The organism is Aeromonas sp. Y289-2, assembly GCF_027705925.1.
Classification (GTDB): Bacteria; Pseudomonadota; Gammaproteobacteria; order Enterobacterales; family Aeromonadaceae; genus Aeromonas; species Aeromonas veronii.
This window is the reverse complement of sequence record NZ_JAPDCH010000015.1, coordinates 1-15,141: the sequence shown is the minus strand read 5'-3', so window position 1 is coordinate 15,141 and position 15,141 is coordinate 1. Positions and strand designations below refer to the sequence as shown.

The following is a 15,141-nucleotide window of genomic DNA, read 5'->3' as shown; positions in this document are numbered from 1 at the left end:
AATCACTTTTGTTTTTGATGAAAAGATAAATATCATGAGATTTTATATGCGTGAAATAAGTCTGGCTATATTGTTTTGTTTTCTTTCGTTAATGAGTTCAGGCCTATACATGTTAGGCATGGCTATTGTGTGGTTAATATTCTGTCTGCTCATTAATTACAATAAGATTGGTAATATTCGATTGTTAAACGGAGATTACTGGCTTGTGTTTATATTTGTATTTTATTGTATCTTTTCGATTTCTGTAAATAAATATAACTCAAGCGTAAATATATATATTGTTGCTCTTCTCTATATGTTTTTCTCCTATTTTTCTGTTTCACTATTACTTAGTTATAATATTTGTTTAGGTGTAAAGATCTTCAGGTTTTTAATCGTAATCTTATGTTGTTCTTTATTGGTCCAAATAATGGTTTATTGGGTGGGAGGATATTATGTTGACTTTAATAGCCTATTTTCATTTGGTTATTCAGAATCTAGATATCTAAGTAAAACGCTTCAAGAGTTTGAAATCATTCGACCTACTTCATTTTTTACTGAGCCATCCAATGCTAGCGCTGTCATATCAATAGTAACATTTTGCTACTTAATACTTTTGAAAAAAGTTGATGGTTATGTATTCCTAGGGTTCATATCATCTATGATGACTTTGTCGACAGCGGGGATTCTAATTTGCTCAATATCAATATCTGTTATCTTTATATTTAATAGATCAGGCATTAAAAATATACTATTGAAGTATGGTTTAATTCCTGTCATTAGTTTTACGTTAATAGCATTATTTTTAATGTTTAGCTATGAGCGTCTAAATAATGTATCAGAATATGATATGCTTGCGACGAGAAGCGTTTTAGTTGATATGGTCTTAAATCAAGATTCACTGTTTCACATTTTTGGTAATGGGATTAATGTGATATCCACGCCAGTATATAACAAAGGGTATTATATATATGATTACACAATTCGAGATAGTGGTTTCCTTCTTAACTTATACTACTCATTTGGCATTTTTGGCACGATAGCATTTGTCGTTTGGTCGAGAATTAAACTGAAAGATAATATGCATTTTATATTATTTTTTATTATTTTGAATGGAAAGTTTGACTATCTACAGCCTGTTTTTTGGATGCTTATATTTATAGTGTCGATGATTCCAAGAAATAGAAATGCTGTATTGGGGAATGAGGGGGGGTAGTAAATTTTTAACCGACTTGTCGTAAACTCTAATCAATTATTGATATGTGTGGTGCGAGGTGTAAATGCTAACGGGAAGAATGTTTGACATTGGTTTAAAAAATACGTTAAAGAGGTTGGAGTTTGATAAGAGTGTCGGTTCGATACAAGATGATATATATAAAAAAAGAGCCAGTTCACCCACATTGTCTGCAGTCTTCAGAGTAAAAAATGCAGAAACATACTTAGAGGTATCTATAAGCTCGCTAGCTCTTATTTGTAGAGAAATCATTATTGTTGATAATAATTCATCTGATGCGACTCTTGAAATTGCTTACAGATTGAAAGATCAACTATCTCATCTGTGTATAATTAAAATCTATTGTTATAATCATAAGCTGGCTATTGCTGGAGAGAGTTATTCTCGCAATCTAACAAAGGAGAACTCATTAGCAGCATATTATAACTTTGCTTTCTCAAAAGCCACTTCTGATTACGTCATGAAAGCAGATGCTCATTTGTTGTATACTCCATCAGCGCTTATTAAAATTCAAAATCTAATGAGAAAAAATAAGAGGGTAATAATATTTAGAGGCGTTGAAGTATATGGAATGAAGTTATCCTTTGAAAGATATGTTTTTAAAAATGATGGTTCATTTAATTTTGTTGATGGCGAATATTACGAAGAATTGAAGTTTGATTATAAGCTTTCTAAGCTTGAACAATATCGTTCTACAATATTTACACCATGCTTTATTCATTTTAAGAGAATTCGTTATATAAATATGATAGGGCAAGAAAATTTAGTTGAAAAGTTATATAGATAACTTTGGCATGTAGATTGTTTATTTTGGAGAGTGCGTAAGTGATTAATGTTGTTGTGTTTAATTGGAATTATTCTGATTTTTTGACAAAACTACTGACAAAGATGGAGCCAATTTATAATGACGCATACTTCAGGATACTGATTTGCGATGATGGTTCCACAGATGATAGCCTTAAGATCATACATGAATATGTTTCCAAGGGGATTAATAACATTGTTGTTTTTGAAAGGAGTGAGCTTAACTACGGAAGAAAAATGCCATACATGGGGCAAATTGAAAGTTTAGGGAAAGTCATGGCAAGTGATTATTTTTCATCATCAGACTATTATTGGCTTATGGATGCAGATGATTACTTCGACTTCTCAATCATAAGCGCTGAATTCAAACGAAAAATCGAGTCATCTGTAGTAAACTTTACTCAAGTGAAAAATGTTTCTGAAAATGATATATATTATGAAAATATAAAAAGAAAAGTTTGCTTTAACAGTTCAATATTCCCCACGATATCTGTTACATCATCGATTATTGTTTCAGGATTTTTTTTAGAAAAATATAAGGCGTTCATCTTCAAAGACGGCTTTGATGATGTATGGTTAGATTCTCGTATTAACATGCTTGCATGTTTACTAAACTCTGATGAAGTGGCATATATAGACGAGCACGTTTGCCGTTTAATCCATGGTGGGAATGACTCCATTAATATGCCAGTGTTACGGGCTCTAAAAAAACAGATCGTTGCTCACAATTATTATAAGTTTATCAATGGGAATAAATTTTTACGGCATCATAGGATGATAATTCTTTGGTGTGCTTCAAAGTTAATTCGCCCATTTAAACGTTAGCATTTTTAATTCGGTTTTATTTGATAGTAAAGTCATAATTCAGAGCGCTTATATACTGGGCGATATGTTATGACTATGATTTTATGAATGCGTGGTGTTTAATATAGGAAAGGCTTTTAGCCATGATTGAAACAGTATCAATTATTATGCCTGCTTACAATGCGGAAGCATTCATAGTATCCAGTATTAATTCTGTGTTAGCTCAGACTTATGAAGACTGGAAATTGTATGTTATTGATGATGCATCGATAGACAATACTGAAAGCTTGGTTTTATCTTTTAATGATCCAAGGATTTGTTATATTCGGCAAGTCAGTAACCAAGGAGTATCAATAGCGAGAAATGTTGGGATCTCTGCTGCTCAGGGACGTTATATTGCATTTCTCGATAGTGATGACCAATGGACTAAAAACAAACTAAAGAGCCAATTATTTATGTTGGAAAATGGCTATGACGTCGTCTGTAGCAACTATTCAACATTTAGTAATTCGATAGACTCCACGATATCCACAAGAACTTTCCCTAGTGAGTTTACTTATTCTGATATGCTAACCGGAAATAAAATTGGGAACCTTACTGGTGTGTACAATCAGGAACGTATAGGTAAGGTTTTTCAGCGTCAAGTTGGACATGAAGACTATATTATGTGGCTTGATGTGATGAGCCGCACATCGAAATGTTTCTGTGTGCAAGACAATTTGGCGTATTATAGAGTGTCAGAGAAATCACTCTCTGGAAACAAGTTTAAAGCCAGTTTGTGGCAATGGGATATATATAGAAAACATTTAGGTCTTGGTGTTTTTAAAAGTGCTTACTATTGGCATTGTTATGTATTGAATGCATTGGTGCGTTAGTTTTCTATAGCATATGAGAATTTGGCGTTATTATTGCGGCTCAATTTGTCACAGTTATGTTTATAATTTGGCTGGTTGTCAGTTTGGGCCTGAGTGATTAGAGTAATCCAATCATCAACGATATAACTTGGTTGCATGATAATCATATTTTTATAGATGTTATCTTCCAGAGCCATGCTTACTTTTATTTGGTGATTTTTTATAAATTCCTCTCATATTTATCCGAAATTTCCGCTATCATACGGCGATTTTTCCGTTCAGTTCTTGATGGCAAGCTTAATAAGGTGTGGTAGTGAAAAGGATTCAGCTCATTCCTCTGTTGTCGGCCGTGGCCCTGCTCAGTGCATGTACTGTGGTGCCCGGTACCAATCTTTCCACCAGTGGCAAAACCGAGGTGGCTACAGGTTCCGTTGATGTTGATCAGCTGGCAGATGTCTATCCGGTCACACCGGCGTTGATCAGCCAGCTGCGCAAGGCGCCGGTGGTGGGTAAGGCCAACCCTGAGCTCAATAGCGAGATCAGCCGTTACGAGTACCGGATTGGTGTGGGCGACATCCTCAATGTCACCGTGTGGGATCACCCCGAGTTGACCATCCCGGCCGGCTCTTACCGCAGTGCCAGCGAAGCGGGCAACTGGGTCCATGCCGATGGCACCATCTTCTACCCCTATATCGGCAAGGTGGACGTGGTGGGTAAAACTGTCGCACAGATCCGTACCGATATCGCCAAGCGTCTGGCCCAGTATATCGAGAGCCCGCAGGTGGATGTGAGCATTGCGGCGTTCCGCTCCCAGAAGGTTTATATCTCCGGTGAGGTAACCAAGCCGGGCGCCCAGCCTATCACCAATGTGCCGATGACCCTGCTTGATGCCTTCAATCTGGCTGGCGGGTTGACCCCGACCGCGGATTGGCACCATGTGGTGTTGACCCGCCAGGGCAAGGAGTTCCCGCTCTCCATGCAGGATTTGCTGCAGTATGGGGATCTCTCTCACAATCAGTTGATGCGTGACGGCGACATGCTCTATGTACCGCGCAACGATGCCCAGAAAGTCTTTGTGATGGGAGAGGTCAACAAGGCATCGACCTTGACCATTGGTCGTGAGGGGATGAGCCTGACCGAAGCGCTGAGCAGTGCCGAGGGCCTTAACCAGAATGCTGCCAATGCGACCGGCATCTTCGTATTGCGTCCTGCCGCGAAAGCCCAAGAGAAAGCCGCCATTTATCAGCTCGACCTGAGTGATGCCACTGCGCTGGTGATGGGTACCGAGTTTGCTTTGCAACCTTACGACGTGGTCTATGTCACCACGGCGCCGGTGACGCGCTGGAATCGCGTATTGAGTCAGCTGGTGCCCTCCATCAACGGCTTTAACGAGCTGACCGAAGGCATGCTGCGGGTTCGCAACTGGTAAGGCAGTGATGTTGCTTAACCTCTCCCGCTGGGTTGACGTGTAGCTGTACTCCCTCAGGGAGACGGCATTGAGGGGGGCTGATGCCTCCCTTATCTCCGGTTGTTTGTTGCCTTGATACGGAGACAAACGGGGAGGATAGGGCAGGGCAGTATGCCCTCTATCCGCCTTCCTTCAGGAAGATGCACGTAGTGAGGGGCGGTGGCTGCAGATTTTATTTTTAGAGAGCGACAGCGATATGTTTGAAAAAATTCTTGTGGTGTGTGTGGGCAATATTTGCCGCTCCCCAACCGGTGAACGACTGCTTCGCGAGCGTTTGCCCGGCCGTCAGGTCAGTTCTGCCGGGGTCAGTGCCCTGGTTGACAAGCCGGCCGACAAGGTCGCGAGCGAGGTGGCAGAGCAGCATGGTCTTTCCCTTGAGGGACACGCGGCGCGCCAACTGACCCGCGAGCTCTGTCAGGATGCCGATCTGATCCTGGTGATGGAGAAAGGGCATATCTCTGCCGTCACGGCTATCGATCCGGGGGCCCGTGGCAAAACCATGCTGTTTGGCCACTGGCAGGGGGAGAGTGAAGTGCCCGATCCCTATCGTCTGAGCCGGGAAGCTTACGAACATGTTTACCAGCTGTTGGTACGTAGCGCCGATGGGTGGGCGAAAAAACTGTAACGACATCCGCAGCGTCTGGTGGTGTTTGGGTTGTATCTGACAATAAAAATGGATTGTGTTTAATGACGACTTCTTCTGTTTCGTCCCGGCAGAGCAGTGCCGCGGTGGAGAATGACGAGATCGATCTGGGGCGCCTGCTGGGTTACCTGATCGATGGCCGTTGGTGGATTGTGACGATCACCACTCTGTTTATGGTTCTTGGCGTTGCATACGCCCTGTTGGCGACCCCGGTCTTCAAGGCAAACGCCTTGCTGCAGGTGGAGAAAAAAGCCAGTGGTGCCGCGCTGCTCGGGGATATGGCTGATGTATTGGGCGGTGAACAGCCCGATGCCGCCGCCGAGATTGAGCTGCTGACTTCTCGTATGGTGCTTGGCCGTACGGTACAAGAGCTTCACCTCGATACCGTAGTGACACCCAATTTCTTCCCGCTGGTTGGCCGTGGTCTGTCACGGCTGATGGGGCACCCCTATCCCAAGATGGCGGTAAGCCGTTTTGAAGTTGCGCCTGAATTGCTGGGGACGCCGTTGACGCTGACGGTTGACGCAGACAAACACTTTACCCTTGAGGTTGAGGGGCGGGTGCTGGAAGGTCAGGTAGGCAAGCTGCTTGAGAAAGAGGATGTCACCCTGCTGTTGTCTGATGTGGCAGCCGCTGAAGGGCAGGTCTTCACGCTGGTCAAACAACCTGCTCTGGATGTGATTGCCGAGTTGCAGCGCGATCTTCAGGTCAGTGAAAAGGGCAAAAATACCGGGATCATCTCGCTGGCGCTGGAAGGGGATGACAAGGGCCGCATTCGTGCAGTGCTCGACAATATCAGCCAGAACTATCTGCAGCAGAATGTGGTACGCAAGACCGAAGAGGCCCAGAAGAGCCTGGATTTCTTGCAGACGCATCTGCCTCAGGTCAAAGAGGAGCTGAATCGTTCTGAAGAGCAGTTGAATGTTTATCGCCAGCAGAATGAGTCGGTCGATCTGTCGCTGGAAGCGAAAGCCGCACTGGATACCATGGTGGGCCTCGAGAAGCAGCTCAATGAGCTGACCTTCCGGGAAGCGGAGTTGCAGCAACTCTATACCCGCCAGCACCCCGCTTACATCGCCCTGATGGAAAAGCGCCAGACCTTGATGAATACCAAAAATGCGATCAACAAGTCGATCAAGCGTCTGCCAAAAACCCAGCAGGAGATTTTGCGTCTGACCCGTGATGTGCAGGTTGGTCAGGAGATCTTCGTCCAGCTGCTCAACAAGCAGCAGGAGCTCAATATCATGAAGGCGGGCACCATCGGCAATGTGCGGATCATCGATGATGCCGTTGTTGAGACGAAAGCGGTCAAGCCGAAGAAACCGTTGATCGTGGTACTGGCGACCCTGCTGGGTGGCATGCTGTCGGTGGGGTTGATCCTGGTGCGCGCTGCTTTCCACCGTGGTGTGGAAAGCCCGGAACAGTTGGAAGAGATGGGGCTGTCGGTCTATGCCACTATCCCCTACTCCTCTGAGCAGGCCACCATCGAGCAGCAGCAGAAGAAGCGGCGACAGGCAATGCCTCTCAACGAGGCCTTGCTGGCTGCGCGAAATCCGGCCGATCTGGCGATGGAGTCACTGCGTAGTCTGCGAACCAGCCTCCATTTCGCCATGATGGAAGCCAAAAACAACATAGTGATGATCTCTGGCCCAGGCCCGGGTCTTGGCAAAACCTTCGTGTCGACCAACTTTGCTGCCACGTTGGCTCTGGGCGGCAAGAAGGTGCTGGTTATCGATGCCGACTTGCGCAAAGGCTATATGCAGAAGGTTATGGGGCAGGAGATGGGCGCTGGTCTGAGTGCCTATCTGGCGGGTCAAACAGAGCTGGCACACGTTGTGAGCCAGACCGGGTTTGATGGCCTTGATTTTGTCTGTCGTGGGGCTGTGCCACCCAACCCTTCCGAGCTGTTGATGCACCCTCGTTTCAAAGCGCTGCTGGATTGGGCGAGCGAGCACTACGATTTTGTCATCGTTGACTCCCCTCCCATCCTGGCGGTCACCGATGCGGCCATCGTTGGTCAGCATGTGGGGGCATCCTTGCTGGTTGCCCGCTTCGCCAAGACTGCGGTCAAAGAGGTGGAGGTGGCCATTCGCCGCTTCGAGCAAAACGGGGTCGCTATCAAGGGGATCTTGCTCAACGCGGTCGAGAAGAAGGCGAGCAGTTATTACGGTAACTACGGATATTATCAATACAGTTATGGCAGCAAGGAAAAAGCCTGACATTCTGTTTGGATAACCGCAATAGGTGAATGCAGGGTGCGTCTTCATGGCGCACCTTTTTTATGACCACCATAAAATAGTTTTCGAATGCAACCTGTATTTCAGTGCAATAATAGCGTCCCGATGGTATGCTATATTTGCAATTATCTATGTTTACAATGAGTTACTTAACTTTATGTGAACATGGCAATGCGTTGGTAAAGGGATATATGGTAATAGCATTGTTGTCATGCCATATTTTCTCCGAGCCACAAGTAGACAATAAACAAGGAAAGATGAAATGAAAAAAACCGCCCTGATTCTGGCTGCTGCCATGGCATTCTCTCATGGTGTGATGGCTGCTGAAGAAACTGCTTCTACTGCATCCACCGGTTCTGCCGGCGCCGCAGGTGCTGGTGCTGCCAGTACTGCTGCCATCGGGACTGGCACCATTGTTGCCGTTGGTGTAGGTGCTGCGGTTATTGCTGGTGTTGCCATTGCAAATGCCAACTCCAACGATGATGCCGGCCGTGGTACCGGAACCACAACCAGTACTCGTTAATATGATATAGGGCTGCTTTGGCAGCCTTATTTTTTTATATGTCACTGTGGTCACTCTATGTCTTTATCGCGCAATCTTGTTTTTCTTGGTTTGTTATCTCTCACCGGTTGTTCAAATACTGCTTCTGTGACGAGCGAAACTATCAAATATGCCGTGTTGGGGGCTGATGATGTGACCGTCAGTGCCGAGCATGTCAATAAACTGCCTTATGCAAGCGCTTATCTGAAAATCGGTGATAACCCGCGGATCTTCGTGGTATTGGCTTATGTCAATGGAGATGAACTCTCTTGGCTGACAGCCGACCGGGTCATGATTATTACCCGCCACGGTCGGGTCATTAAAACTGTCGGTATGGAAAATGACCTGGTCATGAGCGAGAGTGGTTCTGCCGACCCACTGTCGATGGCTGCCACCTCATCTGCCAACTGGAGTACCTTGTCAGAGTGGGAACAGCGCTATCTCAGCGGCTACCGTCTTGAAGGGAAGATGGTCCGTGCCGGACAGGATGAGCTGGATCTGGTGACGCGCCGAGTTTCAGCTACGCGTTTTGAAGAGACGGTTTCAATGTTCCCGGGGGGGAAATCCTGGACCAACGTTTTCTGGCGAGATCCGGTTAATGGACAGGTAGTAAAAACCCAGCAACATCTCGGCCCTGATCTGCCGGTCATTGAACTCACCATTTTGAAGCCATTCTCGTCATGAAAAAACTGACCCTATCTCTTTTATTGCTGTCCGGAGCTTGCTTCGCGGATACCAGTGTCAGCATTTACTATCAGGGGCGTCTTCAAGATCCCATCACCTTGAGTGAAGGGACACGCCTTGATGCCTTGCTGAGAAACAAGCTGCTGCCATCACCCATCTATTGGCGCTCTGCCCAGATTACGACGCCGGCCCGTCAACATGAGTTTGAGCTCAAGCAGGCGGCGGTGATCCGTGAGTTGGAGAGTCTGGCGAGCATATGGCGTAGCGAAGGTGAGGCTCAACGAGCCTCTTCTGCGGCTCGTCTTGCACATCAACTCGAAGGCATCACCGTTACCGGCCGCTTGCCTGTGATAGTTGATCCTGACAATGCCCAGCGCTCCCCGCAGGATAACCCTCGCCTGGAAGGCAACTACCGACTGTTTGTTGCTGCCCGCCAGCCTCAGGTTGCCATGTTTGGCCTGATGGAAGCGCTCCCCACGTTGCCTCTGGTTCCCGGTGCAGGTGTTGATGAATATTGGAAGCGTGATGCGCTGCTGGAGGGGGCCGACTCTGCTCATCTGCTGTTGATCCAGCCAACCGGTGATATTGATATGGTCCCCGTTGCCGTCTGGAACAAGCTTCATCGTGAACCCATGGCGGGGGCTGCACTGCTGGTCGGGTTTGATCCTGACCTGTTGCCCTCTTCATTTGCCGGAATAAATCAGCGGATCGCCGAGATAATTGCAAACAGGGTGCCTCATTAATGATTCCAAAACTTTCATATATAGCCCTGGCCGTCTCGACCGTTTGTGTTGCTGCACCCGGGGCGAATGATCCCTATGGCCCATCGCAAAGTGATTTCGGTGGGGCAGGTCTGCTGCAGATGCCCAGTGCCAGAATGGCCGCAGAAGGCGAGTTCAGTTTCAACTACATGGATAACGAAGAGTATCGACGCTGGTCGATCTCCATGCAGCCCTTTGACTGGTTTGAGGCCACGCTGCGTTATACCGATGTCAGAACTCGCCTGTATAGCCCTTACGAGCAGTTCAGCGGGGATCAGACTTATAAAGACAAGTCGATGGATTTTAAATTCCGACTTTGGCAAGAGTCTGATTACTTACCCCAAGTATCATTGGGCTTCAGAGACTTGATGGGGACAGGCCTGTTCGATAGCGAGTACGTTGTTGCCAGTAAACGTTATGGCCCGTTTGATTTCACCCTTGGAATGGGCTGGGGGAATATGGCCGAGAGCGGCAATATCAAGAACCCCTTCTGTGAATACAAAGAGAGTTGGTGCCAGCGTAATGATGGTTATGCGGGCAATGGCGGCAAATTTGAGGTCGATAGTCTGTTCCACGGCCCGGCGGCCTTGTTTGGCGGTATCGAGTATCAGACGCCATGGCGCCCTTTGCGTCTGAAACTGGAATATGACGGTAATGATTACAGCCGTGAGTATGCAGCCCGTAACAGCAAAGGCGGCTATGGAGCCTTGCCGCATAGCTCACCAGTCAACATAGGTGCCGTGTATCGTATTTTCGATAATATGGATACTCATCTCAGCTATCAGCGTGGCAATACCCTGATGTGGGGTATTACTATGCGGACCAACTTTAATGAGTTGCAGCAGGCCCATCTGGATGAGCCCCGGCCTGAGTATCAACCGGAAAAGAGTCCGGCCCAACTGGATGATGTCGATTGGGCTGCACTCAGTGGGCAGACGAAAAGCAATGCCGGATATCGTGATCTGGTCTGGTATGGCACGGACGATCGTGTTTTTGTCAGCGGTGAGCAGCTGAAGTATCGCAAGCCAGATGAAGCCGAAGATCGAATGTCATTATTGGCCGCGAATGCGTTGCCCGCTTCGGTTCACTCTCTGCATATCGTTGAGCAGAAGAAAGGGCTCGATATCCGTGAGACTGTAGTGGACATGGACTCTGTACGGTTGGCAAACAGTGACCTCCCATTGGGACAAGAGACTACTTATAAGTCGGATGTCATCGCAGCCAATGCACCGTCGGCACCTGTTCGCCATGAAAGTCGCAGCTCGGCGCTGAGTTACAGTGTGGATCCTGTGTTGAACCAGTCTGTTGGGGGGCCGGAGTCTTTCTACATGTATCAGCTTGGTCTCAACTTCAATGGTGATTGGCGGGTGACCGAGAAGAACTGGCTGGGGGGCACAGTATTTGTGAACCTGGCCAATAACTACGACAAGTTCAATTACAAGAATCCACCGCTGGACGGGGATGCTTTGCCCAGGGTGAGAACCTGGATCCGGGAGTATGTCAGCTCCTCCGATGTATTGCTTAACAACCTGCAAGCGACCCATTTCGAGCAGTTCTCACCTGAGTGGTATGGTCAGGCTTATGCCGGTTATCTGGAGATGATGTACGCCGGTGGTGGTGCCGAACTGCTGTATCGTCCTTTTGGTCGTTCATGGGCGATTGCGGCTGATGTGAACTGGGTCAAGCAACGGGATTGGAACAATACCTTGCGGATGGCCGATTACGATGTGGCAACAGGCCATGTGACCGGTTATTGGCAACTGCCCTATGTTGATGATGTGACTGCCCAGCTCTCTATTGGCCGTTATCTGGCAGGGGATGTCGGGGCGACACTGGATCTGTCCAAACGCTTCTCATCCGGCGTTGTGGCAGGGGTGTTTGCAACGCTGACTGATGTGTCTGCTGATGAGTATGGAGAGGGGAGTTTCACTAAAGGTATCTATGTGACGATTCCCTTCGACTTGATGCTGCTTCGCCCGACAACCAGCAAAGGCTCGATTGGCTGGATGCCATTGACCAGAGATGGGGGCCAGATGTTGGCCAGAAAATACAGTCTTTACAGTTTGAGTAGCAACGCATCATTCCCTGACTAATTAATGCTATAGCTTGAGTAAAGCGCTCTGAATATGGTTGTATGAAACACCATTTTTTCAGAGCGCTTTTTTTATGGCTACATTTCCGTCCACCGGGTCATCAGTGCTATCAGCCCATCGGGAAAAGCGAGTATTTTTTTTCTTCTGGGGGATAAGCATACTTTGGTTGGGACTTGGAATGCATTTTTTCATGCATAACCCGGGTGGGGCAGGTCTCTATCTTCCTTTCAACGCATGGGGATGGATATTTGCTTCTTTGATGATCTGTCTGGGGTTGTGGCATATCACGTCGAAAGGCGAATTGGTATCCAGCAGGCTCTTGCAAGTTTGGGGGGGGGCGATTGTATTGATGCTGCTACCCATGGCGTGGTCTGACGCCACCTTGCGTGATTACGCACTTCCTCGCCTCGGTGGTCTTGTCGGCGGCGGATTATTTCTCTTCTCGCTCTATCAGTTCCGTCTTGCACCGAAGGCGCGTCAACAGTTATTGACGCTTATGCTGGTCGCGATAGCTATCGAAATGACCTTGGGTCTGGTGCAGTATTACCTGCTAACACCGGGCAATTGGCTTGGCTATGACACCAAAGCAAATCGTCCCTATGGCATTTTTCAGCAACCCAACGTGATGGCCAGTTTTATGGCCACCGGTTTGTCTCTGGCTGCTTGGCTAAATACCCTCAACCAACATCGATGGCTGAAGGCACTTCAGGGGTATGTGATCGTTGGTTCAGTGGTATTGCTGATTGTTCTTCAATCCAGAGTTGGGCAACTGGGTGGAATATTGGCTTTGCTGATGATGCTTCCCTGGTTGAAGAGAAACCACGCTTTGAAGGTGACTCTTTCATGTATCTTATTGGGCGTGCTGTTCGGACTCGCATCTCTGTATGGTGTGGAAGGGGTCAAGCGGGGTCTTTCTGTCTATCAGTCGGGGGGATATCGTACGATTTATTGGTCGTATGCATTGCACCTGCTGTCACAACATCCTTTTACCGGATGGGGATATGGTTCTTTCGAATCTGTATTCCTGCATAACTATATGGCAGACAAGTTATTGAATCCGGCAATGCCACAGATTGAGTACAATCTTGATCATCCTCATAATGAGTTGCTTTATTGGGCTGTTGAAGGGGGTATCTTGCCAGTCATCGGGCTCTTGGTGATGGGCGCCGCTGTGATATGGCGTGTAGTGGGTCAATCCTGGTCGCATGGATTGGCCTTATTGGCATTAGTCGTACCCATTACACTTCATACCCAGGTCGAATATCCCCTCTATCACTCCATTGCTCACTGGATTTTTTTATTGATGTTGGTCTGGTATATCGATGAAACCTGTGGGGCAGACGCGGCCAGAGGGATAGCCGTATACCGTTACCCCCATAAGTTGTTGTTACGCTTTCTGGCGGTTTCCATCCCCTTGTTTATCGTACCATTCATGTTGACTGCGCTTCATACTGCCTGGGTCGTCACCAAATACGAACGGGGGGGGTATAAGGAGCCAGCATTGTTGCTGGATATTATTAATCCAATGGCTTGGTTGACGCGGGTTGAGTTTGATGTAAATGCGGTACGATTGATGGTGGGTTTACAGACTCAGAATAAGACCGAACTGGAAGCTTACCTGGCATGGGGGCAAGATTTTGTTCGCCATACACCCAGAGCAAATATCTACGCGAACATGGTTGTTGCATTGAATGCGTTGGGGCGCCCTGACGAGGCTCGTAATTTAAGAGCCGAAGCGCTCCGTTGGTATCCAAAAGAACCATTGCTGATTGAGGCAACCTCTAAACCAATGGTCAGTGGTGTGGATACGTTACCTACTGGAGCTGCCAACTAAGGCTTGGAAAATGGGATATGAGACAATCATAGCGGCTTGTCTCTATCCCGTTATAGCTGTAAGAATGAACCTGTGGTTTCCGTGTAAAAGGTAAGTTGGAGGGAGAATGCATCTTTAGTCGCGCGCCTTTTTTATGTTCATTGGGTTGTTTTTAACTTGTTGTTTTTAAATGATTTTAATCCCTGGCGCGATCGATTGGGTGATATGACGCATGGTCTTAATCTGCTCATGATGCGAGCAGGCATCGTTCTATTTTTTTATGCAGGTACTGCTCAGGAATCGTTTGACGCACTAGTTGCATTTTCTGAAAAATGTTGATGGCAATTACCCTGAACCTCATATTAATAGTTTCAGATGTGTATGTTCGATTTGGTGGTGATATCAAAAGAGATGTCTAGGCGAGATAGGTTTAATGGGTGAAAGCGTGAGTTTGTTGGCAAGTTTATTTTCATATTCTTTCCAAGTATGCCCTGATAGTAAAAATTGCATGTAGTTATGAATTGTCCATGCTATTCTGAAACAGTTATCCCTGTAACCGACTTTTTTGTGAGGAAATAATGAACGAGTTTCTGAAAGTTCTGCTGAACATTCGCAGTTTGCGTGCGGCTATTCGTGAGCTGCCGTTTGAGCAACTGCTGGAAGCTAAAGAGAAGTTTGACCTGGTTTACCAAGAGCGCGCCGATTCTGTTGAACAGGAGCGTGCTGAACAGGAAGAGCGTCAGCGCAAGCTGAATGAATTCACCGAAATGCTGCAGCAGGCGGGTATTGATCCTCGTGAGCTGTTGGCGACTGCCGCAGCTCCGGCTGCTGCGACTGGCGCTGCCAAGAGCAAGCGTGCTCCGCGCCCGGCTAAATACAAGTACGAAGAAGATGGCCAGGAAAAAACCTGGACCGGTCAAGGCCGTATGCCGAAAGCCATTGCTGCTCAAGTAGCACTGGGTAAAGACCTGAACGATTTCCTGATCTAATTCTTCAGGTTCAGAGATTGAATAATGCCGCCTTTGAGCGGCATTATTTTTGCCGTTTTACTCGTGGTTATCCAATCTGCCCCTTCGCCCCATTGTTATCTACATCCTCGCTTGTATCCTTTTTACCGTCGTTTCACTTCACTGTTACTTTGCTCAATATCCGACATTCCGCACCTGATTTAGGAATAAATTTGCCGATAGCGCTCACCCAATACCTCCAAAATGATCTGCTGGTCT

Annotated in this window: 14 protein-coding genes; all 14 read left to right on the top strand. The window is 47.0% G+C overall.

Features of this window, described 5'->3' with window-relative positions; translation table 11 throughout:
* Nucleotides 1–421 precede the first annotated feature (421 nt).
* Nucleotides 422–1,195: a hypothetical protein gene (locus tag OKC43_RS18160; protein ID WP_146181127.1), complete on the top strand. Its 774-nt coding sequence runs from the start codon at nt 422–424 to the stop codon at nt 1,193–1,195.
* Between the two features lie 79 nt (nt 1,196–1,274).
* Nucleotides 1,275–2,000, top strand: a complete 726-nt coding sequence (locus OKC43_RS18155) for a glycosyltransferase family 2 protein (RefSeq protein ID WP_201951851.1) — start codon at nt 1,275–1,277, stop codon at nt 1,998–2,000.
* Nucleotides 2,001–2,038: 38 nt separating this feature from the next.
* Nucleotides 2,039–2,842, top strand: coding sequence for a glycosyltransferase family 2 protein (locus OKC43_RS18150; protein WP_108588313.1), 804 nt, complete (start codon nt 2,039–2,041; stop codon nt 2,840–2,842).
* Between the two features lie 122 nt (nt 2,843–2,964).
* Nucleotides 2,965–3,696 (top strand): glycosyltransferase family 2 protein, encoded by a 732-nt coding sequence (locus OKC43_RS18145; protein WP_201951848.1) that lies wholly within the window; start codon nt 2,965–2,967, stop codon nt 3,694–3,696.
* A 292-nt stretch (nt 3,697–3,988) separates the two neighbouring features.
* Complete coding sequence (locus OKC43_RS18140; protein ID WP_270804085.1) at nt 3,989–5,104, top strand: polysaccharide export protein; 1,116 nt, start codon at nt 3,989–3,991, stop codon at nt 5,102–5,104.
* A 235-nt stretch (nt 5,105–5,339) separates the two neighbouring features.
* On the top strand, nt 5,340–5,768 hold the full coding sequence (locus OKC43_RS18135; protein ID WP_201951842.1) for an arsenate reductase/protein-tyrosine-phosphatase family protein: 429 nt from the start codon (nt 5,340–5,342) through the stop codon (nt 5,766–5,768).
* Between the two features lie 62 nt (nt 5,769–5,830).
* The gene (locus OKC43_RS18130) at nt 5,831–8,005 is read left to right on the top strand and encodes a polysaccharide biosynthesis tyrosine autokinase (protein ID WP_201951829.1); all 2,175 of its coding nucleotides are present in this window, start codon (nt 5,831–5,833) and stop codon (nt 8,003–8,005) included.
* Between the two features lie 280 nt (nt 8,006–8,285).
* A complete protein-coding gene (locus tag OKC43_RS18125) occupies nt 8,286–8,546 on the top strand; it encodes a hypothetical protein (protein WP_201951826.1) in 261 nt (86 codons plus the stop codon).
* Between the two features lie 57 nt (nt 8,547–8,603).
* Nucleotides 8,604–9,248, top strand: a complete 645-nt coding sequence (locus OKC43_RS18120; RefSeq protein ID WP_201951823.1) for a YjbF family lipoprotein — start codon at nt 8,604–8,606, stop codon at nt 9,246–9,248.
* Nucleotides 9,245–9,991 (top strand): capsule biosynthesis GfcC family protein, encoded by a 747-nt coding sequence (locus tag OKC43_RS18115; protein ID WP_201951820.1) that lies wholly within the window; start codon nt 9,245–9,247, stop codon nt 9,989–9,991. The genes OKC43_RS18120 and OKC43_RS18115 overlap by 4 nt, the downstream gene beginning before the upstream one ends.
* A complete protein-coding gene (locus tag OKC43_RS18110) occupies nt 9,991–12,102 on the top strand; it encodes a YjbH domain-containing protein (RefSeq protein WP_201951813.1) in 2,112 nt (703 codons plus the stop codon). Before OKC43_RS18115 ends, OKC43_RS18110 begins: the two co-directional genes overlap by 1 nt.
* A 178-nt stretch (nt 12,103–12,280) precedes the next feature.
* Nucleotides 12,281–13,936 (top strand): PglL family O-oligosaccharyltransferase, encoded by a 1,656-nt coding sequence (locus OKC43_RS18105; protein WP_270804087.1) that lies wholly within the window; start codon nt 12,281–12,283, stop codon nt 13,934–13,936.
* Nucleotides 13,937–14,493: 557 nt separating this feature from the next.
* Entirely contained in the window at nt 14,494–14,904 is a 411-nt protein-coding gene (locus tag OKC43_RS18100) for an H-NS family histone-like protein (RefSeq protein WP_005344269.1), read from the top strand.
* A 17-nt stretch (nt 14,905–14,921) separates the two neighbouring features.
* On the top strand, nt 14,922–15,141 hold a 220-nt coding region (locus OKC43_RS18095), incomplete at its 3' end, for a hypothetical protein (protein ID WP_270804088.1).